Source organism: Pseudomonas inefficax (genome assembly GCF_032164165.1).
GTDB lineage: Bacteria > Pseudomonadota > Gammaproteobacteria > Pseudomonadales > Pseudomonadaceae > Aquipseudomonas > Aquipseudomonas inefficax.
In genome coordinates, this window is record NZ_CP134401.1 from 5,697,662 (window position 1) to 5,722,734 (window position 25,073).

General features: G+C 64.1%; 23 protein-coding genes and 1 pseudogene. 19 read left to right on the forward strand and 5 right to left on the reverse strand.

All coding sequences use genetic code 11. The features are described from left to right. Positions 1–183: 183 nt before the first annotated feature. Both RIN61_RS25665 and RIN61_RS25670 read left to right on the forward strand, forming a co-directional pair. A complete protein-coding gene (locus RIN61_RS25665; RefSeq protein ID WP_112253410.1) occupies positions 184–1,368 on the forward strand; it encodes an MFS transporter in 1,185 nt (394 codons plus the stop codon). 403 nt (positions 1,369–1,771) lie between these two features. Continuing rightward, positions 1,772–2,743 carry an IS110 family RNA-guided transposase gene (locus tag RIN61_RS25670; protein ID WP_207880112.1) on the forward strand — a complete coding sequence of 324 codons (972 nt, stop codon included), beginning with the start codon at positions 1,772–1,774 and terminating at the stop codon, positions 2,741–2,743. A 65-nt stretch (positions 2,744–2,808) separates the two neighbouring features. On the opposite strand, the gene RIN61_RS25675 is transcribed toward RIN61_RS25670, so the two are convergent. The 4 genes from RIN61_RS25675 to RIN61_RS25690 form a co-directional block, all read right to left on the reverse strand. Continuing rightward, the gene (locus RIN61_RS25675; protein ID WP_112253408.1) at positions 2,809–3,975 is read right to left on the reverse strand and encodes a M20 aminoacylase family protein; all 1,167 of its coding nucleotides are present in this window, start codon (positions 3,973–3,975) and stop codon (positions 2,809–2,811) included. A gap of 14 nt (positions 3,976–3,989) precedes the next feature. Beyond that, positions 3,990–5,150, reverse strand: a complete 1,161-nt coding sequence (locus RIN61_RS25680; RefSeq protein ID WP_112253407.1) for an APC family permease — start codon at positions 5,148–5,150, stop codon at positions 3,990–3,992. Positions 5,151–5,218: 68 nt separating this feature from the next. After that, positions 5,219–6,430 (reverse strand): diaminopropionate ammonia-lyase, encoded by a 1,212-nt coding sequence (locus RIN61_RS25685; RefSeq protein WP_112253406.1) that lies wholly within the window; start codon positions 6,428–6,430, stop codon positions 5,219–5,221. Positions 6,431–6,509: 79 nt separating this feature from the next. Next, complete coding sequence (locus RIN61_RS25690; protein WP_112253405.1) at positions 6,510–7,760, reverse strand: Zn-dependent hydrolase; 1,251 nt, start codon at positions 7,758–7,760, stop codon at positions 6,510–6,512. Positions 7,761–7,927: 167 nt separating this feature from the next. Between RIN61_RS25690 and RIN61_RS25695 the strand changes: the two genes are divergently transcribed. The 17 genes and pseudogenes from RIN61_RS25695 to RIN61_RS25775 all read left to right on the forward strand — a co-directional run bounded on the left by RIN61_RS25695 (position 7,928) and on the right by RIN61_RS25775 (position 24,413). Further along, positions 7,928–8,395, forward strand: a complete 468-nt coding sequence (locus tag RIN61_RS25695) for an Lrp/AsnC family transcriptional regulator (protein ID WP_112253404.1) — start codon at positions 7,928–7,930, stop codon at positions 8,393–8,395. Between the two features lie 173 nt (positions 8,396–8,568). Continuing rightward, a pseudogene (locus tag RIN61_RS25700) lies at positions 8,569–8,729 on the forward strand (BamA/TamA family outer membrane protein); the annotation flags it as partial. A gap of 121 nt (positions 8,730–8,850) precedes the next feature. Next, complete coding sequence (locus RIN61_RS25705) at positions 8,851–9,234, forward strand: hypothetical protein (protein WP_112253403.1); 384 nt, start codon at positions 8,851–8,853, stop codon at positions 9,232–9,234. A 14-nt stretch (positions 9,235–9,248) separates the two neighbouring features. Beyond that, complete coding sequence (locus RIN61_RS25710; RefSeq protein ID WP_207877847.1) at positions 9,249–10,214, forward strand: endonuclease; 966 nt, start codon at positions 9,249–9,251, stop codon at positions 10,212–10,214. Positions 10,215–10,374: 160 nt separating this feature from the next. Then, entirely contained in the window at positions 10,375–10,683 is a 309-nt protein-coding gene (locus RIN61_RS25715; protein ID WP_112253401.1) for a hypothetical protein, read from the forward strand. Positions 10,684–10,731: 48 nt separating this feature from the next. Continuing rightward, complete coding sequence (locus RIN61_RS25720) at positions 10,732–11,283, forward strand: YbhB/YbcL family Raf kinase inhibitor-like protein (RefSeq protein WP_207877849.1); 552 nt, start codon at positions 10,732–10,734, stop codon at positions 11,281–11,283. A gap of 554 nt (positions 11,284–11,837) precedes the next feature. Then, positions 11,838–12,893, forward strand: a complete 1,056-nt coding sequence (locus tag RIN61_RS25725; RefSeq protein WP_207877851.1) for a 3-deoxy-7-phosphoheptulonate synthase — start codon at positions 11,838–11,840, stop codon at positions 12,891–12,893. Between the two features lie 80 nt (positions 12,894–12,973). Beyond that, positions 12,974–13,255 carry a peptidylprolyl isomerase gene (locus tag RIN61_RS25730; protein ID WP_003248318.1) on the forward strand — a complete coding sequence of 94 codons (282 nt, stop codon included), beginning with the start codon at positions 12,974–12,976 and terminating at the stop codon, positions 13,253–13,255. 13 nt (positions 13,256–13,268) lie between these two features. Further along, positions 13,269–15,194: an extracellular solute-binding protein gene (locus RIN61_RS25735; RefSeq protein WP_313854940.1), complete on the forward strand. Its 1,926-nt coding sequence runs from the start codon at positions 13,269–13,271 to the stop codon at positions 15,192–15,194. After that, on the forward strand, positions 15,191–16,249 hold the full coding sequence (locus tag RIN61_RS25740; RefSeq protein WP_112253398.1) for a microcin C ABC transporter permease YejB: 1,059 nt from the start codon (positions 15,191–15,193) through the stop codon (positions 16,247–16,249). Before RIN61_RS25735 ends, RIN61_RS25740 begins: the two co-directional genes overlap by 4 nt. Further along, the gene (locus RIN61_RS25745; protein WP_112253397.1) at positions 16,249–17,265 is read left to right on the forward strand and encodes an ABC transporter permease; all 1,017 of its coding nucleotides are present in this window, start codon (positions 16,249–16,251) and stop codon (positions 17,263–17,265) included. Before RIN61_RS25740 ends, RIN61_RS25745 begins: the two co-directional genes overlap by 1 nt. 140 nt (positions 17,266–17,405) lie before the next feature. After that, on the forward strand, positions 17,406–18,800 hold the full coding sequence (locus tag RIN61_RS25750) for a sigma-54 interaction domain-containing protein (RefSeq protein ID WP_313854943.1): 1,395 nt from the start codon (positions 17,406–17,408) through the stop codon (positions 18,798–18,800). A gap of 284 nt (positions 18,801–19,084) precedes the next feature. Beyond that, positions 19,085–20,476, forward strand: a complete 1,392-nt coding sequence (locus RIN61_RS25755; protein WP_112253395.1) for a GntP family permease — start codon at positions 19,085–19,087, stop codon at positions 20,474–20,476. 10 nt (positions 20,477–20,486) lie between these two features. Further along, positions 20,487–21,257, forward strand: coding sequence for a 3-hydroxybutyrate dehydrogenase (hbdH, locus tag RIN61_RS25760; protein ID WP_313854946.1), 771 nt, complete (start codon positions 20,487–20,489; stop codon positions 21,255–21,257). A gap of 55 nt (positions 21,258–21,312) precedes the next feature. After that, the gene (gene eco / locus RIN61_RS25765) at positions 21,313–21,792 is read left to right on the forward strand and encodes a serine protease inhibitor ecotin (protein ID WP_313854948.1); all 480 of its coding nucleotides are present in this window, start codon (positions 21,313–21,315) and stop codon (positions 21,790–21,792) included. 197 nt (positions 21,793–21,989) lie between these two features. Then, positions 21,990–23,948, forward strand: a complete 1,959-nt coding sequence (locus RIN61_RS25770; RefSeq protein ID WP_313854950.1) for an acetoacetate--CoA ligase — start codon at positions 21,990–21,992, stop codon at positions 23,946–23,948. Positions 23,949–24,137: 189 nt separating this feature from the next. Continuing rightward, positions 24,138–24,413 (forward strand): peptidylprolyl isomerase, encoded by a 276-nt coding sequence (locus tag RIN61_RS25775; RefSeq protein ID WP_016715601.1) that lies wholly within the window; start codon positions 24,138–24,140, stop codon positions 24,411–24,413. On the opposite strand, the gene RIN61_RS25780 is transcribed toward RIN61_RS25775, so the two are convergent. After that, complete coding sequence (locus RIN61_RS25780) at positions 24,410–25,036, reverse strand: LysE family translocator (protein ID WP_215520856.1); 627 nt, start codon at positions 25,034–25,036, stop codon at positions 24,410–24,412. The two genes, RIN61_RS25775 and RIN61_RS25780, sit on opposite strands and share 4 nt — an antisense overlap. Positions 25,037–25,073: the final 37 nt, after the last annotated feature.

Sequence of the window (25,073 nt, forward strand, 5' to 3'; positions counted from 1 at the left end):
CCGCCGCGAACACCGGCGCAGCCGGTGCCATCCTCCGCGCTGGATTCTTCGCGGGCATGCCCGCTCCCACAGGTGCTGTTCATGCCGCAGGTCCAGGAAGCCGGCCAGCTTCCTCGACGTCACCGTCACGGATTGACTATGATCCCGCCTTGAACGTTTCAGCATGTTTCAACAAGGATCCAGATGTCAGTTCAGGAATTACCCCCTCTCCCAAGCAAAACTACCGTCGCGAAGATGGAAGCCGCCATGGCGCTGGGCAGCTTTGCCATTGGCACCGGCGAGTTCGCCATCATGGGCCTGATGCCCGATATCGCCAGCAACCTGCAATTGAGCGAGCCCCAGGTGGGCCATGCCATCAGCGCCTATGCGCTGGGGGTGATGGTCGGCGCCCCGACACTGGCGATCATCGGCGCCCGGCTGTTGCGCAAGCACATGCTGCTGTTGTTGATGGCGCTGTATGCCCTTGGCAACCTGGCTACCGCCTTCGCCCCCTCGTTCGGTGGCCTGGTCGCCTTCCGCTTCATCAGCGGCCTGCCCCATGGCGCCTACTTTGGCATCGCGGCGGTGGTGGCGTCGAGCATGGTGGCCAAGGACCAGCGGGCGGGGGCCGTGGCCCGGGTGATGATGGGGCTGACCCTGGCCATGTTGCTCGGTAACCCGATCGCCACCTTGCTGGGCCAGTACTTCGGCTGGCGCTCGGCGTTCGTGCTGGTTGGCGCGATCGCCCTGTGCACCATCGTCCTGGTCTGGCGCTTCGTACCCCAGCGCCACGATGAAGTGCGCAGCGACCCGCGCAAGGAACTGCAAGCCTTCACCCTGCCGCAGGTGTGGATGGCGCTGGGCATCGCCTCGATCGGCTTTGCCGGCATGTTCTGTGTGTTCAGCTACCTGGCGCCGACCATGTTGCAGGTGACCCAGGTGTCGCCACAGTGGATTCCGTTTGGCCTGGCGGCGTTCGGCGTCGGTGGCATTGTCGGCAACATCGCCGGTGGCAAGCTGTTCGACCGCCTGCAGTTCCGCGCGGTCGGGCTGGTGCTGATGTGGTCGATTGCCGTGCTGCTGTTCTTCAGCTTTGCCGCCCAGGCGCTGTGGAGCCTGCTGCTGGGCATTGGCCTGGTCGGCACCATGATTGCCCTGGCGGCGCCGTTGCAAATCCGCCTGATGGACATTGCCCATGAAGCGCCAAGCCTGGCGGCGGCGTCGAACCATGCGGCGTTCAACCTGGCCAATGCGCTGGGGCCGTGGCTGGGTGGCATGGCGATTACCGCAGGCATGGGCTGGACCAGCACCGGGTACATCGGCGCGGCTACGGCGCTGGTCGGGCTGGGGATCTACCTGGTGGCACGGCGGATGAAGGGTGGGCACTAAGGCCCGGCTTTTCGCTTGATACTGGCGCCTCTCTCTGGTTTGGCACGATTCCTTGTAGGAGCGGCCTTGTGTCGCGAAAGGGCTGCAAAGCAGCCCCGGCAATCCATGCGGTGACGCTGAAACCCTGGGCTGCTTTGCAGCCCTTTCGCGACACAAGGCCGCTCCTTGTATCTCGACTTTCGCCTCACAAGAGGCGAAAGTTCTCGACTGATCATCGAGGGAGGGTCATGAAGCGGAGCCGCTCCAAGGGCATCGAGCCCGTATTGTAGATAACGCTCTGGCCCTCCAACCCCACTCGAACAGTTCGAACGGTATCTAGTGCCGCCCCCCGGCGTGAGCACGCATTCGCAAGGTTGAACCGAGTGCTGGGTGATCGAAACTTCGTTGTCTGAGGGAGAAGATCATGTCTGTTGTTGTTGGCGTCGATGTAGCCAAGCGATCTTTCGATATTGCAACTCCACTTCCCAATGGGAAAGTCCGTACCAAAGCCAAGCTGGCCAATAATCCGAGTGGTTTTGAGCAATTCGCAACCTGGCTTGAGCAACATGCCGAACCACGTGCCTGGGTTATCATGGAGGCCACTGGCACTTATCACGAAGCGCTTGCTGAGTGCTTTCATGCCAAGGGTTACCGGGTGTGTATTCTGAATCCCGCCGTGATTGCCAAGTTTGCCGGAGCGGACCTTCGACGCGTCAAAACTGATAAGGCTGATGCCAAGGTTATTGCTGCTTACGGTCAGCAGAAAAAAGATTTGCTTCGTCAGTGGAAGCCTGAGCCGCCAGCTCAGCGGCGCTTGCGGGCCTTGGTGCGGCGTCTGGACGACCTGAAAGAGATGCAGCAGATGGAGCAGAACCGTCTGGATGTGTCGCAGATCGCTGTCCAGGAATCGATCAGAGCTGTAATTGGGCACATCAGCGAAGAAATAGCGAAAACCCGTAAGGCTATTGAGCAGACGATCGATGACGATCCAGACCTGCGCCAGCGACGAGAACTGATTACGTCGATTGATGGCCTGGGAGACACCACGGCCGCGCTGATCCTTGCAGAACTGGGTGATCCGCTGAAGTACGAAAGCCCGTCAGCCATGGTTGCGTTTGCAGGCCTCAACCCGATGATCCATCAATCGGGAGAGAAGATTGGCCAATCGACCATTTCCCGTACAGGAGCCCCAAGATTGCGCGCCGGCTTGTGGATGCCAGGCACTGTCTCGATCAGATACAACCCGGTCGTGAAGGCACTGGCAGAGCGTTTGAGCAATCGGCGTAAAGCCTACAAGCAGATAGTCTGCGCTGCTATGCGTAAGCTTTTGCACCTGGTGTATGGCGTAGTGAAATCCGGCAAACCGTTTGACCCTCAAATCGCTCTTGCGGGGTGAGGGTCAAGACGGTATCTACAGAAGAACGCGTCAATCCTGGGGATCGCACCGCATCGCAGCAGGCATCAACGCGGCAGGCTGACCCTGGCCACCTCGGCAAAATAACGGGCCCCGGTTGCCAGGATCGCATCGTTGAAATCATACGAAGCGTTGTGCAACGGCGTAGCCCCCGCCTCGCCCTCGGCACCATTGCCGATGAACACGAAGTTGCCCGGCACCTGCTGCAGGAACGCACCGAAGTCCTCGGAAATCATCATCGGCATCACTTCGGCATTCACCGCCTGCGCCCCCACCACATTGCGCGCCGCCGCCACGGCAATTTCCGTGTTCGCCGCCCAGTTCACCGTCGGCGCAAACTCGTGGCTGTACTCGAACCGGCAGGTTGCACCGTGCAGGTGGCAGATGCCCTCGCTGATCTCGCGCATGCGCTTTTCCAGAAGGCGCTGCACCTCTGGGCTGTAGCTGCGGGTGTCACCCTTGATCGTGACATGGGTCGGTATCGCATTGCGGATGCCATCAGTGATGAACTCGGTGCAGGAAACCACTGCCGACAGGCTCGGGTCGACATTGCGCGCGACAATGGTCTGCAAGGCCAGCACGATCTCGGCGCCGATCACCATCGGGTCGATACCCATGTGCGGCCGGGCGGCATGGGTGCCCTTGCCCTGGATGTGAATGACGAAGTTGTCCTCGCTGGCCATGATCCCACCGGGCCTCGTGGCGATATGGCCGGCCGGCATGCCCGGCATATTGTGCGCGCCATACAGGGCATCGACCGGGAAGCGCTCGAACAACCCATCGGCCATCATCGCCTTGGCCCCCCGCCCATGCTCCTCGGCCGGCTGGAACACGAAACGCACGGTACCGTTGAAGTTACGCTCGCGGCACAGCAGGTCTGCGGCACCCAGCACCATCGCCATGTGCCCGTCGTGGCCACAGGCGTGCATCTTGCCGTGGTTGCAGGACGCATGCGGCCGTTGATGCGCCTGTTCGGTGATGTTCAGGGCATCCATGTCGGCACGCAGGCCGATCACGCCTGGGCCGTCACCGACAGTGAGGCTGGCAACCAGGCCGGTGCCACCGATGCCACGGTGCACCTCCAAGCCAAGGCTGGCGAGGATGCTGGCGACCTGTTCGGCGGTGTCGAACTCTTCAAAGCCGGTTTCCGGGTGCCGGTGAAACGCGTGCCGCCAGTGCTTGAGGCGCAGTTCGAATGCAAGGTCGTTGCTCATGCTTGAAGCTCCTGTTACTGAGCCAACGTCGGGCGTTGACCGGAAGGTTGGGGTTCATCCGCAGGCGCTTGGCCGTGCCAGATGACGCTTTCGCTCAGGTAAGGCGTGCGGTAGCCGCTGCCCACACCCAGGCGGTAGAACGCGAAGGCAACTGCGCTCACCACGACCATGTCCAGGCCCTCTGGCAGCAGGCCGATACCGCCGAACGCCTCGCTGCCCAGCCACGACACCAGGGCAATCGCCGGGAGATAGCCGATCAGCCAGGCAGCGGCGCGCAGCTCGCGAGCGAACCCCGCCCAGCCGGCTTTGGCCTGGTAGTAGAAATAGATAGGCAAGGCGCCGATCACCAGGAGGATCACCTGGCCAGTCAGCGGCCAACGGGCCCAATACAGCACCAGTGAGGCACAGATGAAGGCAAATGGCGCAATGATGCCCATGCCCTTCAGGCGCAGCGGGCGGTGGATTTCCGGCGCGGTAGCGCGCAGCGACATCAGGCTGATCGGCCCGGTCAGGAACGAAATCACCACGGCCACCGAGATCACCGCCGCCAGTACGCCCCAGCCACGGAAGAAGAACAGGAAGATGAAGCTCACCGCCAGGTTCAGCCACATCGCCTGGCGCGGCACGCCATACAGCGGGTGCAGGTTGCCGAAGATTTTCGGCAGGGTGTTGTTCTTCTCCATCGCATAGATCATGCGCGCAGTGGTGGCGGTGTAGATGGAGCCGGTACCCGAAGGGCTGACGAAGGCATCCAGGTACAGCAGCATGGCCAGCCAGTTCAGGTTCAGCGCCAGTGCCAGTTGCGCCAAGGGCGAATCGAAGTTCAGGTTGTGCCAGCCCGCAGCGATGCTCGCCGGGCTCAAGGCCCCGATGAAGGCCACCTGCAACATCACGTAGACCACCAGCGCGATGAGCACCGAGCCGACCAGCGAGCCGTGGGAATAGCGCGCATAACGCACCATGCCGCCGGACTCAGGGAACATCGCGCCCATTTCCGCATAGGTCAGGGCAATCGCCAGCACCACCACCGCACCGATGACCCAGGCCAGGATCGCCGCCGGCCCGGCGATGGCCGATGCATGCCAGGCGCCGAACAGCCAGCCTGAACCGATGATGGAGCCAAGGCCGGTCAGCATCAGCGACCAAGGGCTGATGTCACGTTTGAGTTTGTTCATGGAATCTCCGCTTGTTTTTCTTGTGTGGAGCTGACGGAGGGCCGGTAATACCGGCCCTCAGGGGTGGATCAGGTACGTACCCAGGCTTGCTGGCGGGCCAGTACCGAGCTGGCCGACTCGCCCAGCAGGTCGGCATATACGCCGGGGGCGGTGGCGCCTTCGGTATTGATGAAGAGGATGCGGGCGTTGCCGTCGATATCCAGGTCGGCAGCTGCGCCAGCATCCGTTACCAGGCGGGCAAGCCCGGCCAGGCCGGCGACGCCGGACTCACCAGCCACCAGCGGAATGTCGCGAGCGCTGCCAACCGCCAGACGGCGCATGGCGGCGACAGCTTGGTCATCGCTGATGGTCATGAAGTAATCGACGCTCGGCTCCAGGAAGCGCCAGGCCAGCGGCGATGTCTCGCCGCACGCCAGGCCTGCCATTACCGAGTCCACCGAGCCGGTCGCCCTGGCCGGCTTGCCGAGCAAGGCGCTCTGGTACAGGCAGTCCGCCTGCTCCGGTTCGACCATGACCAACAGCGGGCGCTGTGCGCCGTAGTGCTCCCACAGGTAGCTGACGATACCGGCCGCCAGGCCGCCCACCCCGCCCTGCAGGAACACGTGGGTGAACGGCGGTTGCCCGGCAGTGGCTTCGATGATTTCCGCGGCGATGGTGCCGTAGCCCTGCATCACGTCACGCGGGATCACTTCGTAGCCTTCATAGGAGGTATCGGAAACCACGGTCCAGCCGTTGCTGGTCGCCAGCTCCGCAGCATGCTCGACCGACGCGTCGTAATTGCCGGCAATGCGCACGATCTGTGCGCCATAGGCCGCAATCGCCTGTTCGCGCTCGATGCTGACGTTGGCATGCAGCACGATCACGCAGCGGCAGCCGATGCTTTGCGCGGCGGCCGCCAGGCCCTTGCCATGGTTGCCATCGGTGGCGCTGACCACGGTGAACTGCGCCAGCAGGTCGGCGTACTGGCCTTCCAGCAAGCCACGCGGGTCGAACTGCTGCGCGGGGAAGGTACGCCGGATCAGCCGAACCAGGGCAATCGGCGCGCCCAGGGCCTTGAAACTGCCCAGCTCCGAGCGCACCGATTCGTCCTTCACCGACACCTGGGCAACACCCAGCTCGGCGGCCAGGTCAGGCAGGGTGTACAGCGGCGTAGCGCCAGCGTTCAAGCGCGCCCAGCCGGCCAGCCACTGGCGGCTTTCTTCAGCCCTGGCAATGCTCATCACCTCTTGCAACGCTTGCGGGTAAGGCCGGCGGCCAGCCTTGGGGTTGGAAACAAACATGCGGTACTCCTTTCTGCAGGCAACAGGAAGCCCATGCCGCTGAAACCAGGCTTCAGCGGGCGGGGCATTACAGTGGGGATCAGGGGTGGGTCAGGCGACGGCTGACCACATCCAGCAGCACCTGGGCGCCCTGGATCAGTTGTGCGTCGTCGGTATGCTCGCGCGGGTTGTGGCTGATGCCACCCTGGCTGGGCACGAAGATCATTGCGGCGGGGGCAATGCGGGCGATCATTTGCGCGTCGTGGCCGGCGCCAGAGGTCATGCGTCGGTGGCTGAAGCCGAAACGCTGCGCCGAGGCTTCTATGGCATCGGCCAAGCCTGCGTCGAAGATCACCGGTTCGAACCGCACCAGGCGTTCGGTGGTAATGGTCACCCCTTCACGCTCGGCGAGCGCCTCCAGGTATTGGCTCAGGCGGTTTTCGGCGTAAGCCAGGCAAGTTTCGTCGGGGTCGCGCAGGTCGACGGTGAAGGTGGCCTTGCGCGGGATGACGTTGATCACGTTCGGCTCGAACTGCATGCAGCCCACCGTGGCCAGGGTCGTGCCGGAATCCACGGCCATGGCGCGCAACTCGGCAACGATGGCACTGGCGACGAAGCCTGCGTCATGACGCAGGTGGGTCGGCGTGGTGCCGGCATGGTTGGCGTGCCCTTTCACCTCTACTTGCTGCCAGGAAATGCCCTGCAGGTTCTCGACCACGCCAATCAGGGTGTTCTCGGCGTCGAGGATCGGCCCCTGCTCGATATGCAGTTCGAGGTATTCATGCGGCACGATGGCGCCAGGCTCCAGCGTGCCGGCATAGCCGATGCGCGCCAGTTCATCGCCAAGCCGCGTACCGTCGGTGCCAAGGGTGTCCAGCGCCTGCTGCAAGGGCAGGCCGCCGGCATATACCAGTGAGCCCATCATGTCGGGCTGGTAGCGCACACCCTCTTCATTGGTGAATGCGCCGACCGTGATCGAACGCTCAGGCAAGCGCCCGGCATCACGGTAGGCCCGAATCACCGCCAACCCGGCCAGCACGCCATAGCAGCCATCCAGGGCTCCGGCGTTGGTGACGGTATCGATGTGCGAACCCATCATCAGTGGGCGTTGCTCACCGCTGTCGGCGGCAGCGCGCAAAGTACCGAAAATGTTGCCGATGCGGTCGACCTGCACGTCGAGGTCAAGTTCGCGCATCCAACCGACCAGCAGGTCGCGCCCGGCCTTTTCGGCATCGCTCAGGGCAATCCGGGTACGCCCGCCGTGGGTGGCGTCAGCGCCTACCTGGCCGAGTGCACGGATCTGCTGCAGCAGCAAAGCGCCGTTCAGTTGCAGTGGGGTACTCGCATTCATCAACCGTTTCTCCCAGGGGTGCAAAGCCTAGGCTCTACACCGTCGTTTTTGTTCATGGGAGAATTCTATTCGCTCACCATGTACGAAAAGCTTGATTTTTGGCCTTCGCACGCACTTTTATTACGCATTCCCGGCGTTTACCGCTGTTTACCTACAGAGGCCCCTTCATGCCCCTCGATCACTTCGACCTGGCCCTGCTCGATGCCATGCAGCGCGACGCTGGTACTTCACAGCTGGACCTCGGTGCGCAGGTCAACCTGTCCTCGGCTGCGGTCAATCGGCGGTTGAAGAAGCTGGCGGCCGACGGCGTGATCCGTGGCACGGTGGCACAGGTGAACCCGGAGCAGCTTGGGTACACGCTGACGGTGATCACCGAGGTTGAAGTGGAGAACGAGCGGCTGGACCTGCTGGACGAGATGAAACGCACCTTCCTCGCCTGCCCGCAGGTGCAGCAGTGCTACTACGTGGCCGGGGAATGCGATTTCGTGCTGATCATGCTGGTGCGCCACATGGAGCAGTACACCCAGCTGACGCGCGAACTGTTCTTCGAGAGCAACAACGTCAAGCGCTTCAAGACGCTGGTGTCGATGAGCAATGTGAAGACGGGCATGTTCGTGCCGACCCTCACGCCTTGAAGCCTTTATTGCGATTGCGATCCCCTGTGGGAGCGGCTTTAGCCGCGAAGAATCCAACGCAGTGCATGGCACCGGCTGCGCCGGTGTTCGCGGCTAAAGCCGCTCCCACAGGGGCCCTGCTAATTCAATAAGTGCAGTTCCCTTGGAGCGGCCTTGCTCACGCAGAGTTTGCCTGCGGCAGCGTGGACCTGGCACAGATGGCCGTGTCGCTGGGGGTTGGCGTGACCTGGTACAGCCCAATGGGGCCGTTGAGTTTCAGCCTGGCGGCACCGCTGAAGAAGCCGGACGGGGCAGAAACCCAGATCATCGGTTCTCGCTGGGGCAGACCTTCTAATCCCTGATGCCGTAACGCGCAGGCGTTGAGCATTACCCGCTTTTACTCCTGCTTAACCCAAGTTGACAGTGACCTTGCTTAAGCTGGCCAGGACTCGTACCCCGCCCAGCAGGACATGCCCATGCCACCCTTCACACCATGCTTCCCCACTTCACTGCGCCCCGACGAAGTCCCGGTCGCGCTACTCGACCTGGTCCAGCAGCGCCTGGCCGGGCTGCTCGGCCCGCGCTTCACCGTGGTACTGGGCGGTAGTAGCAACGGTGCCGGGGTCAGCCACTACCACCTGGCAATCCAGCACAACCAGAGCGGTGTTTCCCTGGAGGACACCGGCGCCGTCGGCACCGGCTTCATCGAGCGCCTGCTGCGCATGGCCACCCAACTCAAGGCCATGCTCGACTCGGCCACGTTCAGCAGCATGGGCAGCGACGACCCGCGCCGCCCACTGGTGTGGATCAGCGAGCTGGCCAGCCCCAAAGAAATGATTACAATGCATGCCCCAACCTGAAATATGTTTTTCCCATGAAATCACTGCTTTACGCCGTATCCTTACTGTTTTCCTTTACCCTACCCGCCCTTGCCAGCCCACCGGCGACCTTCACCGAAGCCAAGGTGGTGGCCAAGCAGAAGGTGTACATGGACCAGGCCAGCAGTGCCATGGGCGACCTGTACTGCGGTTGCAAATGGGCCTGGGTGGGCAAGTCTGGCGGGCGTATCGATGCTGCATCATGCGGCTACCAGACCCGCAAGCAGCAGAACCGCGCCGAACGCACCGAATGGGAACACATCGTGCCGGCCCATACCTTCGGCAACCAGCGCCAGTGCTGGAAGAACGGTGGCCGCGAGCATTGCGTGGATGACGACCCGGTGTTCCGCGCCATGGAGGCCGACCTGTTCAACCTGTACCCGGCTGTGGGCGAGGTCAACGGCGACCGCAGCAATTTCAACTACGGCATGGTTGCCGGCAATGCAGGGCAATACGGCCAGTGCTCCACCAAGGTCGACTTCGTGCAGCGTGCTGCCGAACCACGTGACGAAGTGAAAGGCCTGGTCGCCCGCACCACCTTCTACATGTACGACCGTTACAAGCTGAGCATGTCGCGCCAACAGCAGCAGTTGCTGATGGCCTGGGACAAACAGCACCCGGTTTCGGCTTGGGAGAAGGAGCGTAACCGGCGCATTGCCGCGATCATGGGGCATGCCAACCCCTTCGTGACCGGGGAACGCAAATGGACTGCCAACTACAAGCCGGTCGGCGGCGGTGTGGTGCAGGCGGTGCCGGCGAAGGCCGCCAAGCCTGAGGCCAAGCCGAGCCTGGCCAGTACTGGGTCGGTGGGGGCGGTGCTTGGCAACCGCAACAGCCACGTCTATCACCTTTCCGTCGGCTGCCCGGGCTATACCCAGGTTACCGCGAAGAACCAAGTCACCTTCGCCACCGAGGGTGAGGCGCAGGCAGCGGGTTATCGCAAGGCGGGCAACTGCCGCTGATCGCTTTGTTCGGGGCCTGCGCGGCCCCCTTTGCAATCGGCCTTGCGTCGCGAGCGGGCTGCACGGCAACCCCCTGGGATGACCACCCGTCGCCCAGACGGCACCCCACCTCCCGCCTCCAGCCCAACGAATGACAGATCATCCGCTAAGGAGACGTTCCATGATCCGCATTCGCCCCTTCTCTCTGTGCCTTGCCCTCGCCCTGGCCAGCGTCACTGGCACCAGCTTCGCCGCAACCGACACAGACACCGATAGCCGCCCGCAAACCGACCAGCAGGGTGGCAAGACCGCCGGTGAAGACAGCAGCGTCAACAGCCCTGGCAGCAGCAAAGCCAACGACAGCAGCGACACCGGCAGCAACAGCGATGCTGCCGACGGCGCCGCTGGCGGCTCCAACAGCACCGGCGAAGCCACCGGCTCCGGCGCCGGGCATTCGGGGGGCACCGCCGAGGACCAGGACAGCCATTGAGGCCGGCCTGGGCTACACTGCGCCGGAACGCCCTGCCGAGGATTCACCATGAACCTCAAAACCTGGCTGCTCACCGCCCTGCTGCCATGCAGCGCCTTGGCCGTCGCCGGCGGCCAGGGCGCGCTGTCGATCAGCTCATCTTCTTTCACCGATGGTGGCGTGATCGCCTTGCAACAGGTTGGCCCGGACCCGGCCTGCGGTGCTGGTGAAGAGCGCACTCCGCAACTGAGCTGGGAAAACCTCCCCGCAGGCACCCAGTCGCTGGCACTGATCATGTTCGACCCAGACGGCGGCAAAGGTATTGGCGTGGTTCACTGGCTCGCCTACAACATCGACCCGGCCCAGGATGGGCTGAAGGAAGGCGTCGCAGGGCTGACCGGGCAAGGGGTGACGGTGGGGCGCAATTCGCGGGGCACGCTCAGCTACCGAGGCCCCTGCCCACCCGCCGGCGACAACCCGCACCACTACGCGCTGACGCTGATTGCCACCGACCTGCCATTGGGCACCCTGCCCGAAGGCCTGGACCGCAGCGGCCTGCTGCAACTGCTGCAAGGCCACGCGCTAGGGGCGCAGAGCCTGGTCGGGCGCTATGGCCATTGAACCAAGCGGTACAGGAACAATTGATCACCGCCATAGCATTTATCCATTGAATGGCTCAGCCGAACTGAAGTAAGCTCGGGCTCATTCACTGGAGAGCAACATGCCGAAACACACCCGCAACCACGCCAACCACACCGGTCGCACCCTGCGCCCTGTGCTGGCCGTTGCCGGCTGCGTGGCACCTGCCAGCTATTACTTCGGGTATTGGTTTAGCCACTAGGCGCCGATACCCACACGGCGCCCACCTTCGAGGGGCCGCCGAACATGAGAATACTCAAACCCCCGGTCGGCTCCCCGACCGGGGGTTTTGCTTTTCAGGCCTTTGAACAACACCGATTCACATTGAGGACAGATTCATGAACTACGCCACCTATTACTACGCCAACACCTTCGCCTGGCGATTTAGCCAATCCCGTTCGGGCCAGCCTGCCGCCTCCGTTCGGTCTTGCACAGGTGGCAATGCAGCAACCAATACGAATTCAACGATCTGTCGAACACCTCGATAGGGCCGACCACGCGGGCCAGAACCCGCCGTCCGCCCAGGGAAAAACGCCATGCAAGCTTCCAGCCTCGCCCTGACCCAGCCGCAAGCAGCCAACACCACCGTCAGCCAGCGCCTGCCCAGCCCGCACCTGCTCAAGCAGCAAATGCCGCTGTCGAGCGAACTTACCCAGCAAGTCCATGCCCACCGCCAGGCCATCCGCGACATCCTCGAAGGCCGCGACCAGCGCCTGCTGGTGATCGTTGGCCCGTGCTCGATCCACGACCCGCGCTCGGCCCTGGAATACGCCGACCGCCTGGCCGCCCTCAGCCGCGAAGTCGACGACAAGCTGCTGTTGGTGATGCGCGCCTACGTCGAAAAACCCCGCACCACGGTCGGCTGGAAAGGCCTGGCCTACGACCCGCACCTCGATGGCAGCGACGACATGCACGCCGGCATCGCCCTGTCCCGCGGGCTGATGCTGAACATGATCGAACGCGGCCTGCCGGTCGCCACCGAATTGCTGCAGCCAATGGCCGCCGGCTACTTCGATGACCTTCTGGCCTGGGCCGCGATTGGTGCGCGCACTACCGAGTCGCAAATCCACCGCGAAATGGTCAGTGGCCTGGAGTTGCCGGTCGGCTTCAAGAACGGCACCGACGGTGGCATCGCCATCGCCAGCGACGCCATGCGCAGCGCCGCCCATCCGCACCGCCACTTCGGCATGGATGCGCAAGGCTACCCGGCCATCATCGAGACCTTGGGCAACGCGGACACCCACCTGGTGCTGCGCGGCGGCCACAAGGGCCCGAACTTTGACGCCGACAGCATCGCCATGGCCCGGCAGGCGCTGGCCAAGGCCGGGTTGCAGGCGCGGATCATGGTCGATTGCAGCCATGCCAACAGCGGCAAGGACCCGGCGCGCCAGCCGGCGGTATTCAACGATGTGCTGGAGCAGCGCCTGGCTGGCGACCGCTCGATCGTCGGGGTGATGATCGAAGGGCACCTGTTCGACGGCTGCCAGGTGCTGGGCAAGGGCGCGCTGAAATACGGCGTGTCGATCACCGACGGTTGCCTGGGCTGGGCCTCGACCGAAACCCTGTTGCGCGAGGCGGCACAAAAACTCTAGGCAGCGGGTTGCAAGCCTGGCGAGACATACCCCGGACAAGTGCGCTAGGCTTGCCTTTTTTACCCCAAGGAGCAGTATCCATGGCCCGTGCAACCGCCCGCCACATCCTGGTCAGCAGCGAAGACAAATGCAACGAACTGAAAGCCCAGATCGAAGCAGGCGCCGACTTCGCTGAAATCGCCAAAGCCAACTCCACCTGCCCGTCCAGCCGCCAGGGCGGTGACCTGGGCTCGTTCGGCCCAGGCCAGATGGTCAAGGAATTCGATACCGTGGTGTTCAGCGCCCCGGTCAATACCGTGCAAGGCCCGGTGAAGACCCAGTTCGGCTACCACCTGCTGGAAGTGACCAGCCGCCAGGACTAAGTCCGCGCAGCCGATGAAATCCCTTGTGGGAGCGGGTTTACCCGCGAATGCGCCTGATCAGGCAACGGCGTTGCATGGACGGACGCATTCGCGGGTAAACCCGCTCCCACAGGTCTTGTGTTGGCTGTTTTTGCTTTGCATTGGCGTCAACGCCGACGCCGCCTCCACCCACGCCCTCACCGTCTACGGCGAAGCCCCCCGCTACAACGCCAGCTTCCAGCATTTCGACTACGTCAACCCCGACGCCCCCAAAGGTGGCATCCTGCGCCGTTCGGCCATCGAGATCGGCCAGTTCGACCATATTCTGCCGTACATCGACAAAGGCATCGGTGTCAGCGAGGTCGATGGCCTGCTGTACGCACCACTGGCGGTGCGCTCGTTCGATGAACCCTACACCGTCTACGGCCTGATCGCCCGGCGCATGGAGCGCGGTCCGGAGGATGCCTGGTTGCGGTTCGAGATCGACCCGCGCGCCACATTCGCCGATGGCAAGCCAGTGCGCGCCGAGGACGTACGCTTTACCTTCGAGCTGCTGATGAGCAAGGGCAGCCTCAAGTACCGCACCCAGTTCGCCGATGTTGCCGCCGTTATCGTGGAAAACCCGCACAGCGTGCGCTTCGACTTCAAGCCCGACCACGGCCGCACCCTGCCGCTGGACCTCGCCAGCCTGCCGGTACTGCCCGAGCACGACTGGCAGCAGCGCGATTTCGCCAACGGCGCCGGCTTCGACAAGCCGGTCGGCAGCGGGCCGTACCGTATCGGGCGCATCGACAACGGCCGCAGCATCACCTTCGAGCGCGACGCCAACTGGTGGGCGCGCGATCTGCCGGTCAGCCGTGGCCGCTACAATTTCGCCAAGCTGCGCATCGAGTACTTCGGTGATACCGAGGTGGCGCGACAAGTGCTCAAGGGCGGCGGCTACGATTACAACCGCGAATTCTCCGCCACCGCCTACACCCTGGGCTACAACGGCGCGCAACTGGACGACGGGCGCCTGCAGCGCGCCCACCTGGGCCCGGCCAAACCGCAGGTGGCCCAAGGCTTCGTGTTCAACCTCGACCGGCCGCAGTTCAAGGACCGCCGCGTGCGCCAGGCGCTGGGCATGCTGTGGGACTATGAATGGAGCAACCGGCAGATGATGCGCAACATGTACATCCGCCAGCAGAGCGTGTTCTCCAATACCCCGCTGGCTGCCCGACAACTGCCGGATGCCGGCGAGTTGAAATTGCTCGAGCCTTTGCGCGGCAAGGTGCCGGACGAAGTCTTCAGTACCGTGTTCACCGCCCCGGTCACCGATGGCTCGGGGATCGTCCGCAAGCAACAGCTGGAGGCACTGGCGCTGCTCGAACAAGCCGGCTGGCGCCCCGAGGGCGACAGGCTGGTAAACAGCCAGGGCACGCCGCTGGCGTTCACCTTCCTCAACGGCCAGGCAGGCATGGAGCGCCTGTTGCTGCCGTGGAAGCGCAACCTGGCACAGATTGGCGTGACACTGGACATCCGCAACGTCGATTCGGCCCAGTACGTCAACCGCCTGATGGCACGTGACTACGACATGATCGTGACCGGCTACCCGGTCACCCTGTCGCCCGGCGCCGAGCTGTACAACTATTTTGGCTCGGCAGCAGCCCACGACCCTGGTTCGAACAACCTGATGGTGCTGCAGGACCCCGCCGTGGACCACCTGATCGACGGCCTGGTGCGCGCCGACAGCCAGGCCGACATGCTGCACCACGCCCATGCCCTGGACCGGGTGCTGCAATGGAACTACTACTGGATCCCCAACTACTACCCACCCGGCAGCTCCACCGCCTGGTGGAACCGCTTCGGCCTGCCCAAGGTCCAGGCTGCCTATGACGAAGGCCTGGACACCTGGTGGGAAGTCAGCCCCACCGCGCTGACCAACGCGCAAATGGCCGAACGCCGGAAGTCCTCGCCATGACCACCTACATCCTGCGCCGCCTGTTGCTGATCATCCCGACCCTGCTGGCGATCCTGCTGGTCAACTTCGCCATAGTCCAGGCTGCACCGGGCGGCCCGGTGGAACAGGCGGTGGCACGCCTGCAAGGCATCGGCGGCGGCGCTCCTGGTGCCCGGGCCGAGGTGGTGCACGGCGAGTCACGAGCCACCCGTGGCCTGGACCCGAAACTGATCGAGGAAATCAAGCGCCAGTACGGCTTCGACAAGTCCGCCCCCGAGCGCCTGTGGTTGATGCTGGGCCAGTACGCCCGGCTGGACTTCGGCAACAGCTTCTTCCGCGGCGCCAAGGTCACCGACCTGATCCTCGACAAGTTGCCGGTCACCCTGTCGCTGGGCTTCTGGGCCACGCTGATCACCTACCTGGTGTCGATCCCGCTGGGCATCCGCAAGGCGGTGCGCCATGGCAGCCGCTTCGATGCCTGGAGCAGCGCGCTGATCGTGGTCGGCTATGCCCTGCCCTCGTTCCTGTTCGCCCTGTTGCTGATCGTGCTGTTCGCCGGCGGCACCTCGCTCAGCTGGTTCCCGGTGCGCGGCCTGGTCTCGGACAACTTCGACGAGCTCAGCCTGCTGGGCAAGGTCGCCGACTACTTCTGGCACCTGGTGCTGCCGGTCGGCGCCCTGGTGATCGGCGGCTTCGCCACCCTGACGCTGCTGACCAAGAACGCCTTCCTCGACGAGATTTCCCGGCAATACGTGGTTACCGCCCGCGCCAAGGGCCTGAGCGAGCGCCGGGTGCTGTATGGCCACGTGCTGCGCAATGCCATGCTGCTGGTGGTGGCCGGGTTGCCGCAGGCGTTGATCACGGTGTTCTTCGCCGGCTCGTTGCTGATCGAGGTGATCTTCTCGCTCGATGGCCTGGGCCGCATGAGTTACGAGGCGGCCGTGTCGCGGGATTACCCGGTGGTGTTCGGCACGCTGTTCATCTTCACCCTGGCGGGCCTGCTGATCCGCCTGATCGGTGACCTGTCGTACACCCTGCTCGACCCGCGTATCGACTTCGACACGAGGGCACACTGATGCTTTCGCCGATCTCGCGTCGCCGCCTGCAACGCTTTCGCCGCAACCGCCTTGGCTGGGTTTCGCTGTGGCTGTTCGCCGCCCTGCTGCTGCTGAGCCTGTGTGCCGAGCTGGTGGCCAACGACAAACCGCTGCTGCTGGGCTACAAGGGCGACCTGTACGTGCCGGCGCTCAAGCGCTACACCGAGCAGCAGTTCGGCGGCCAGCTGCCGTTCCAGCCTGATTACCGCAGCGCCTACGTACGCCAGCTGATCGAGCAGCAAGATGGCTGGATGCTGTTCGCACCGATCCCGTTCAGCGCCGATACCCCCAACTACGACCTGCAGGTGCCCACCCCCAGCCCGCCGAGCGCAAGCAACTGGCTGGGCACCGACGACCAGGGCCGCGACGTGCTGGCCCGGGTGCTGTATGGCATGCGGGTATCCTTGCTGTTCGCCTTCGCCCTGACCGTGGTCAGCGTGCTGATCGGGGTGGTGGCCGGTGCCCTGCAAGGCTATCACGGCGGCTGGGTCGATCTGGTCGGCCAGCGCCTGCTGGAAGTGTGGTCGGGGTTGCCGGTGCTGTACCTGCTGATCATCCTCAGCGGCTTCGTCGAGCCGGACTTCTGGTGGCTGCTGGGGATCATGGCGCTGTTCTCCTGGCTGACCCTGGTCGATGTGGTACGCGCCGAGTTCCTGCGCGGTCGCAACCTGGAGTACGTGAAGGCCGCAAGGGCGCTGGGGTTGCCAGACAGCCAGGTGATGCTGCGGCACATCCTGCCCAATGCCATGAACGCAACGCTGACCTATGTGCCGTTCATGCTGACCGGGGCGATCACCACCCTGACTGCACTGGATTTTCTCGGTTTCGGCATGCCGGCCGGGAGTGCTTCGCTGGGTGAGCTGGTGACCCAGGGCAAACAGCACCTGGAGGCGCCATGGCTGGGCTTTACCGCGTTCTTTGCGCTGGCGGTGATCCTGTCGCTGCTGGTGTTTATCGGGGATGCCTTGCGCGAGGCGTTCGACCCCAGGGGATAGGTTTTCAGGTCTGGCCTCTTCGCGGGCTTGCCCGCTCCCACAGGTACCCCGCAGTCCTCAGGATTTGTGGTGACCCTGTGGGAGCGGGCAAGCCCGCGAAGAGGCCGGCCCTGCTTTTACAGATTTCAGGATTTCTACCCATGCACGACAGCGACAGCCTCAAGGACTACCCCCAGGTACGGCAACTGGCCATTCGCTCGCTGTTCGAGATCATCGAACAGTCCAGCGAAGGCACGGTGATCGTCGACCGCCAGGCGCGCATCGTCTGGATGAACGAACGCTACGCCCGGCGCTTTGGCCTGGCCGACGCCGCCAGTGCCATCGGCCAGCCGTGCGAGGCGGTGATCCCGGGCAGCCTGATGCGCGAGGTGGTGAGCAATGGTCGGCCGATCCTGCTGGACATGCTCGACACCCCGAACGAGCCGCTGGTGGTAATGCGCCTGCCCATCCACGACGACCAGGGTGCGCTGATCGGCGCCATCGGCTTTGCCCTGTTCGATGAGTTGCGCAGCCTGTCGCCGCTGCTCAAGCGCTACTCCAGCATGCAGCAGGAACTGGCCTCGACCCGCTCGCAGTTGCGCGCCCGCCAGGCCAAGTACAGCTTCGCCCAGTTTGTCGGCAGTAGCGCCACCAGCCTGGAGGCCAAGCGCCGCGCCCGGCGTGGTGCAAGCAGTGATTCGCCGGTGTTGCTGCTGGGCGAAACCGGCACCGGCAAGGAGCTGCTGGCCCATGCCATCCATGCGGCGTCGGCGCGGGCCCACAAGGCGTTTGTCAGCATCAACAGTGCGGCAATTCCCGAGACACTGCTGGAAGCCGAGTTCTTCGGCACCGCCCCCGGCGCCTTTACCGGCGCCGACCGCAAGGGCCGCAGCGGCAAGCTGCAGCTGGCCGAAGGCGGCACGCTGTTCCTCGACGAGATCGGCGACATGCCGCTGGCCCTGCAGAGCAAGCTGCTGCGGGTGTTGCAGGAGAAGGAGTACGAGCCGGTAGGCTCGAACCAGATGCTGCGCAGTGATGTGCGCATCATTGCCGCCACCTCCATGGACCTGCAGGCGGCCATCGCCCGCGGGGCATTCCGCGCCGACCTGTATTACCGGCTGAATGTGCTGCCGATCGAGGTGCCGCCCCTGCGGCAGCGGCTGGAAGACCTGCCGGCGCTGTGCGAGGCCATCCTGGGCGAACTGGGCAGCCAGTATGAGCTTGAGGCCGAAGCGCAGCAGCTATTGGCGCGGCATGCATGGCCGGGGAACATTCGCGAACTGCGCAATGTGCTGGAGCGGGCCACGCTGCTGGCGGATCAGCCGCGGCTGGGGGTGGCGGATCTACGGGCGGCATTGGGGCCGTTGAGTCCGGTAGCGGCTGCGCCTGCTCGCCAGACTTACCGTGAGGCGTGTGAAGAGTTTGAGCGTAAGCTGATTGTTGGGGCATTGGCCGAGTATGCGGGAAATGTGCCGCAGGCCGCGCAGGCATTGGGGTTGGGGCGGTCGACCTTGTACAAGAAGATGGTAGCGCTGGGTATTTCGTCTCTAACTTGAGACTTATGTTTCTGATTTGAGATCGCTGCGAGGTCTTCGCCCTCGATCGCTGGCAAGCCAGCTCCCACAAGGTAACGCACCGCTTTCAGAACTTTTGGATAACCCTGTGGGAGCTGGCTTGCCGGCGATGGGCTGCAAAGCAGCCCCCTACAGTCTCAAAATGTAGACAGGATTCTTAGAAAAACAAAATTAATCATTTAAAATCATCAACTTACAGATCTGGCACGATTCCCGCTATCTCCTGCTCACCGATAAAAACAAGACTCACCCAGGAGACCCACCCGATGACCGTGCTCATCGCCCTCGCCGCTCTGGCCCTGCTGATGCTGGCTGCCTACCGCGGCTACAGCGTAATCCTCTTCGCCCCCATCGCCGCCCTCGGTGCGGTACTGCTCACCGACCCGTCCGCCGTGGCCCCCGCATTCACCGGGGTGTTCATGGAGAAAATGGTCGGTTTCATCAAGCTCTACTTCCCGGTGTTCCTGCTGGGGGCCGTGTTCGGCAAACTGATCGAACTGTCCGGCTTCTCGCGCTCGATCGTCGCTGCCGCCATTCGCGTGCTCGGCACCCGCCAGGCGATGCTGGTTATCGTGCTGGTCTGTGCCCTGCTCACCTACGGCGGCGTGTCGCTGTTCGTGGTGGTGTTCGCGGTGTACCCGTTCGCCGCCGAAATGTTCCGCCAGAGCAACATCCCCAAGCGCCTGATCCCGGCAACCATTGCCCTGGGCGCCTTCTCGTTCACCATGGACGCCTTGCCCGGCACACCGCAGATCCAGAACATCATCCCCAGCACCTTCTTCAACACCACCGCCTGGGCCGCGCCCTGGCTGGGCCTGATCGGCACGCTGTTCGTGTTCTGCGCCGGCATGGCCTACCTGCAGCGCCAGCGCAACAAGGCCCAGCGCGCCGGCGAAGGCTATGGCAGCGACTTGCGCAACGAACCGGAAACCGCTGCCGACCTGGCGCTGCCCAACCCGTGGCTGGCCCTGTCGCCGCTGCTGCTGGTGGGGGTGATGAACTTGCTGTTCACCCACTGGATCCCGCAATGGTATGGCCCCAGCCACAGCCTGCAACTGCCCGGCATGAGCACGCCGGTGCAAAGCGATGTGGCCAAGCTCACGGCCATCTGGGCTGTGCAGGCGGCGTTGCTGGTGGGCATCCTGATGGTGCTGGTGTGTGCCTTCGGCGCCATCCGTACCCGCCTGGCCGAAGGCACCAAGAGCGCCGTGGGCGGTGCCTTGCTGGCGGCCATGAACACCGCCTCGGAATACGGTTTTGGCGCGGTGATCGCATCGCTGCCGGGCTTTCTGGTATTGGCCGACGCCCTGCGCGGCATCCCCAACCCACTGGTCAACGAAGCCATCACTGTGACCCTGCTGGCTGGTATCACCGGCTCGGCCTCGGGCGGCATGAGCATCGCCCTGGCGGCCATGGGCGACAGCTTCATCGCCGCCGCCAACGCCGCCAACATCCCGCTCGAAGTGCTGCACCGGGTGGCCGCGATGGCCAGCGGTGGCATGGACACCCTGCCACACAACGGTGCGGTCATCACCCTGCTGGCCGTGACCGGGCTGACCCACCGCGAGGCCTACAAGGACATTTTCGGTATTACCCTGATCAAGACCCTGGCGGTGTTCGTGGTCATTGCCACGTTCTACGCCACCGGCATCGTCTAAGGAGCTTTGCATGACCCTCAAAGGTAAGACCGCACTCGTCACCGGTTCCACCAGCGGCATTGGCCTGGGCATTGCCCAGGTGCTGGCCCGCGCAGGCGCCAACATCGTGCTCAACGGCTTCGGCGACCCAGCCCCGGCGCTGGCCGAGATCGCCCGGCACGGGGGGAAGGCAGTCCATCACCCGGCCGACCTGTCGGACGTGGCCCAGATCGAAGCGCTGTTCGCCCTGGCCGAGCGCGAGTTCGGCGGCGTCGACATCCTGGTCAACAACGCCGGGATCCAGCACGTGGCGCCGGTGGAGCAGTTTCCGCTGGAGAGCTGGGACAAGATCATCGCCCTCAACCTGTCGGCCGTGTTCCACGGTACGCGCCTGGCCCTGCCCGGCATGCGCGCGCGCAACTGGGGGCGCATCATCAACATCGCCTCGGTGCATGGCCTGGTCGGCTCCACCGGCAAGGCGGCCTATGTGGCGGCCAAGCACGGCGTGGTCGGCCTGACCAAGGTGGTAGGCCTGGAAACCGCCACCAGCAACGTCACCTGCAATGCCATCTGCCCTGGCTGGGTGTTGACCCCGCTGGTGCAGAAGCAGATCGCCGATCGTGCTGCCAACGGTGGCGATCCGCTGCAAGCACAGCACGATCTGCTGGCAGAAAAACAGCCATCGCTGGCCTTCGTCACCCCCGAACACCTGGGTGAGCTGGTACTATTCCTGTGCAGCGAGGCCGGTAGCCAGGTTCGCGGTGCCGCCTGGAACGTCGATGGTGGCTGGTTGGCCCAGTGACGGGCGGCCTGGGCCTGGCGACGGTCTTGCATTCGTTTATCTGCAAGGAGGCCCTATGCGCCCAACCCCGATGACCGCGATCCTGGCCCTGACCCTGGCTGCCGCCGCACCCGCGATGGCAGCCAGCCTGAAGGACGTCGCGCCCTACCCCGAGGCGGAAAAAGGCTTCATCCGGCAGGTCATCCACCTGCCGGCCCAGGCTGATGAATCGGCCTATCAACTGGAAATCCTCGCCGGCAAGACCCTGAAGGTGGACTGCAATCGCCAGCGCCTGGGCGGCAGCCTGGAGGAACGTACCCTGGAAGGCTGGGGCTACAGCTACTACCGCCTGGACAAGGTCAGCGGCCCGGCCAGCACACTGATGGCCTGCCCCGATGCCAAGAAGACCGAGGCCTTCGTGCCGGTGGTCGGTGAAGGCTTCATGCTGCGCTACAACAGCAAGCTGCCGGTGGTGGTGTATGTGCCCAAGGATGTCGAAGTGCGCTATCGCGTCTGGACCGCGTCGCAGGACGTGCAAAAGGCTAAAGTAGAGTAAACGGCGCGGCATTCTGTGCCGCGCAGAGCCGTTCGCGATTCTTGTAGGAGCGGCCTTGTGTCGCGATAGGGCCGCAGCGCGGCCCCAGGATTTCAGCGTTACAGCAGAAATTGCCGGGGCTGCTTTGCAGCCCGATCGCGACACAAGGCCGCTCCTACAGAGGAAGGCCTACATCCGGCAGCAACAGGAGGTTCGGCATGAACGATGTGCTCTGGCGCCTCTCCACGGCGCAGATCGAGGCCAGCCGGATGGATGCCTTCCGCCGCCGGGTCAACCTGCGCTACAACCTGCAACTCGACGACTACCAGGCGCTGCACCGCTGGAGCATCGAGCAGCGCCCTGCCTTTTGGCAAACCCTTGCCGACTATTTCCACGTTCACTGGCATACCCCGCCGAGCCAGGTGCTCAGCGAAGGGCCGCAGATGCCCGATGCCCGGTGGTTCACCAACGCCACCCTCAACTTCGCCGAACACCTGCTGCGCCGCCGCGACGACCGCCCGGCCCTGGTCGCAGTGCGCGAAGACGGCCAACGCCAGCTGTTCACCCATGCCCAGCTGGCCGCCCAGGTAGCTGGCCTGCAAACAGCCTTCAAGGCCGCCGGCATCGTCCCCGGCGACCGGGTAGCCGCCGTCATGCCCAATACCTGGCAGACGCTGGTGGCCATGCTTGCCTGCACCAGCCTCGGTGCGGTGTGGTCCAGCTCCTCGCCCGAGTTTGGCGTACATGGCATCATCGACCGCTTCGGTCAGATCGAGCCCAAGCTGCTGATCGCCTGCGCCGGATACCAGTACGCCGGCAAGGCCATCGACCAGGTGGAAAAGGTCAACCAGGTGTGCGCGCAACTGCCCGGGCTGGAACGGCTGATCGTGGTGCCCCATACCCGCAGCGGGACGCGCGCCGACGAGTTCCAGGCCGCCAACGTCAGCCTGTGGGACGAGTTCTTTCAGCCCGGCGGTGAACCCCGCTTCACCCCGCTGCCCTTCGATCACCCGCTGTACATCCTGTATTCCAGTGGCACCACCGGCGTACCCAAGTGCATCGTCCACCGCGCTGGCGGCGTGTTGTTGCAACACCTGAAGGAACATGGCCTGCACAACGACCTGAAGGCCGATGACGTGCTGTTCTACTACACCACCTGCGGCTGGATGATGTGGAACTGGCTGGCCAGCGGCCTGGCGGTGGGCGCCACGCTGGTACTGTACGACGGCTCGCCCTTCCATCCCGGCCCCGAGCGGCTGCTGGACCTGATCGACGCCGAAGGCATCCAGGCCTTCGGCACCAGCGCCAAGTACCTGGCGGCGCTGGAGCAGGCGGGCCTCGAACCTGCGGCAAGCCATCGCCTGGCGCGCTTGCGCCTGCTACTGTCCACCGGCTCGCCGCTGTCGCCACACAGCTACGACTACGTGTACCGCAAGATCAAGGCCGACCTGTGCCTGGCGTCGATGTCCGGCGGCACCGATATCGTCTCCTGCTTCGTGCTGGGCAACCCGACCCTGCCAGTGCACCGTGGCGAGATCCAGTGCAAGGGCCTGGGCATGGCGGTGGAAGTGTGGAACGAGCATGGCCAGCCGGTGCAGGGCGAAAAAGGCGAGCTGGTGTGCACGCGCAACTTCCCGTCGATGCCGCTGGGGTTCTGGAAGGATACGGACGGCAGCCGCTATCACGATGCCTACTTCAGCCAATTCCCGGGGGTGTGGGCCCAGGGCGACTATGCCGAACAGCGTGCCGACGGCGGGCTGGTGATTCATGGCCGCTCCGATGCCGTGCTCAACCCCGGCGGGGTGCGCATTGGCACGGCGGAGATCTACCGCCAGGTGGAAAAGGTCGAGCAGGTGCTGGAAAGCGTGGCCATCGGCCAGGACTGGCAAGGCGACGTGCGGGTGGTGCTGTTCGTTCGCCTGCGTGACGGCCTGCAGCTGGATGAGGCCCTGCGCCAGCACATCCGCCAGGTGATCCGCCAGTACACCACGCCCCGCCATGTACCGGCGGTGATCGCCCAGGTCGATGACATCCCGCGTACCATCAGCGGCAAGCTGGTGGAATTGGCGATTCGCAATGTGGTGCATGGCTTGCCGGTGAAGAATACCGATGCCCTGGCCAACCCCGAGGCGCTGGAGCAGTTCCGGGATCGTGTCGAATTGCGCGGGCCAGCGTAGTCGCAAGGGGCCACTTTGTGGCCCATCGCCGGCAAGCCAGCTCCCACAGGTACAGCGCAGATTTCGAGATTTTCGCCGTCCATGTGGGAGCCGGCTTGCCGGCGATGGGCTGCATAGCAGCCCCAAGTGCTTATTTGGCAGGCATTGGGCATAATGCCGCCATTTTCTCTCCCGAAGCACAGGTACCCCATGAAAGCCCAAGCCCGCCACATCCTGGTCAAGACCGCTGACGAAGCCGAAAAGCTCAAGCAGCGCATCGCCAATGGCGAGGCTTTCGACGTGCTCGCAAAAAAGTTCTCGATCTGCCCTTCGGGCAAGCGCGGCGGCGACCTGGGTGAAATCCGCCCCGGCCAGATGGTCGGCGCCATCGACCAGGTGATCTTCAAAAAACCTCTGCGCGTGGTTCACGGGCCGATCAAGAGCAAGTTCGGCTATCACCTGGTGCAGACCTTCTACCGCGACTAAGCGCGGCGCGCAGCCAGCAGCCCGAGGCCGGCGCAGCCCAGTAGGGAGGCGCTGACCCGGTTGAACAGCCGGCGTGGGCCGGGCTGGCTGAACCAGCGCTGCAGGTACGCCCCCAGGCCGGCGTAGATGGCGATGGCGGCCCATTCCAGCAAAATGAACAGCACACCCAGCCAGAGGAACTGCTCGCTCACCGGGGTGGCGCTGCCGACCGAGACGAACTGCGGCAGGAAGGCGGTGAAGATCAGGATCGCCTTCGGGTTGCCGGCAGCCACCCAGAACTCCTGGCGTACCAGGCGCCAGGTGCCGCGGGGGTGATCACTTGCCACCACCGCCTCGCCCACCGGTGCCCGCCACAGTTGCCAGGCGATATAGAATAGATACGCCGCCCCCACTACCTTGATGGCCAGGAACAGGTATTCGCTGGTGTGCAGCACCACTGCCAGGCCCATGGCCGCCAGGGCGATCATGCCGCTGAAGGCGACGATGCGCCCGCCACCGGCCACGCAGGCCGTGCGCAGGCCGTAACGGCTGGCATTGTGCAGCGACAGCAGGTTGTTCGGCCCCGGTGCCATGTTCAGGGCGAAACAGGCGGGGATGAAAAGCAGCAGGCTTGAAAGGTCCATTATTGTTTTCCTTTGGCAACAGGCGTCTATTTCGGCG

What these genes read in the sequence shown, in the direction of transcription:
- RIN61_RS25675 (WP_112253408.1), bottom strand. Translation starts at nt 3,975, where the DNA reads ATGAGCAACGACCTTGCATTCGAACTGCGCCTCAAGCACTGGCGGCAC.
- RIN61_RS25755 (WP_112253395.1), top strand. Translation starts at nt 19,085, where the DNA reads ATGACCGTGCTCATCGCCCTCGCCGCTCTGGCCCTGCTGATGCTGGCT.
- RIN61_RS25775 (WP_016715601.1), top strand. Translation starts at nt 24,138, where the DNA reads ATGAAAGCCCAAGCCCGCCACATCCTGGTCAAGACCGCTGACGAAGCC.
- RIN61_RS25685 (WP_112253406.1), bottom strand. Translation starts at nt 6,430, where the DNA reads ATGTTTGTTTCCAACCCCAAGGCTGGCCGCCGGCCTTACCCGCAAGCG.
- RIN61_RS25690 (WP_112253405.1), bottom strand. Translation starts at nt 7,760, where the DNA reads ATGAATGCGAGTACCCCACTGCAACTGAACGGCGCTTTGCTGCTGCAG.
- RIN61_RS25670 (WP_207880112.1), top strand. Translation starts at nt 1,772, where the DNA reads ATGTCTGTTGTTGTTGGCGTCGATGTAGCCAAGCGATCTTTCGATATT.
- RIN61_RS25715 (WP_112253401.1), top strand. Translation starts at nt 10,375, where the DNA reads ATGATCCGCATTCGCCCCTTCTCTCTGTGCCTTGCCCTCGCCCTGGCC.
- RIN61_RS25780 (WP_215520856.1), bottom strand. Translation starts at nt 25,036, where the DNA reads ATGGACCTTTCAAGCCTGCTGCTTTTCATCCCCGCCTGTTTCGCCCTG.
- RIN61_RS25695 (WP_112253404.1), top strand. Translation starts at nt 7,928, where the DNA reads ATGCCCCTCGATCACTTCGACCTGGCCCTGCTCGATGCCATGCAGCGC.
- RIN61_RS25680 (WP_112253407.1), bottom strand. Translation starts at nt 5,150, where the DNA reads ATGAACAAACTCAAACGTGACATCAGCCCTTGGTCGCTGATGCTGACC.
- RIN61_RS25770 (WP_313854950.1), top strand. Translation starts at nt 21,990, where the DNA reads ATGAACGATGTGCTCTGGCGCCTCTCCACGGCGCAGATCGAGGCCAGC.
- RIN61_RS25740 (WP_112253398.1), top strand. Translation starts at nt 15,191, where the DNA reads ATGACCACCTACATCCTGCGCCGCCTGTTGCTGATCATCCCGACCCTG.
- RIN61_RS25730 (WP_003248318.1), top strand. Translation starts at nt 12,974, where the DNA reads ATGGCCCGTGCAACCGCCCGCCACATCCTGGTCAGCAGCGAAGACAAA.
- RIN61_RS25705 (WP_112253403.1), top strand. Translation starts at nt 8,851, where the DNA reads ATGCCACCCTTCACACCATGCTTCCCCACTTCACTGCGCCCCGACGAA.
- RIN61_RS25750 (WP_313854943.1), top strand. Translation starts at nt 17,406, where the DNA reads ATGCACGACAGCGACAGCCTCAAGGACTACCCCCAGGTACGGCAACTG.
- RIN61_RS25725 (WP_207877851.1), top strand. Translation starts at nt 11,838, where the DNA reads ATGCAAGCTTCCAGCCTCGCCCTGACCCAGCCGCAAGCAGCCAACACC.
- RIN61_RS25710 (WP_207877847.1), top strand. Translation starts at nt 9,249, where the DNA reads ATGAAATCACTGCTTTACGCCGTATCCTTACTGTTTTCCTTTACCCTA.
- RIN61_RS25745 (WP_112253397.1), top strand. Translation starts at nt 16,249, where the DNA reads ATGCTTTCGCCGATCTCGCGTCGCCGCCTGCAACGCTTTCGCCGCAAC.
- RIN61_RS25665 (WP_112253410.1), top strand. Translation starts at nt 184, where the DNA reads ATGTCAGTTCAGGAATTACCCCCTCTCCCAAGCAAAACTACCGTCGCG.
- RIN61_RS25735 (WP_313854940.1), top strand. Translation starts at nt 13,269, where the DNA reads ATGAAATCCCTTGTGGGAGCGGGTTTACCCGCGAATGCGCCTGATCAG.
- eco (WP_313854948.1), top strand. Translation starts at nt 21,313, where the DNA reads ATGCGCCCAACCCCGATGACCGCGATCCTGGCCCTGACCCTGGCTGCC.
- hbdH (WP_313854946.1), top strand. Translation starts at nt 20,487, where the DNA reads ATGACCCTCAAAGGTAAGACCGCACTCGTCACCGGTTCCACCAGCGGC.
- RIN61_RS25720 (WP_207877849.1), top strand. Translation starts at nt 10,732, where the DNA reads ATGAACCTCAAAACCTGGCTGCTCACCGCCCTGCTGCCATGCAGCGCC.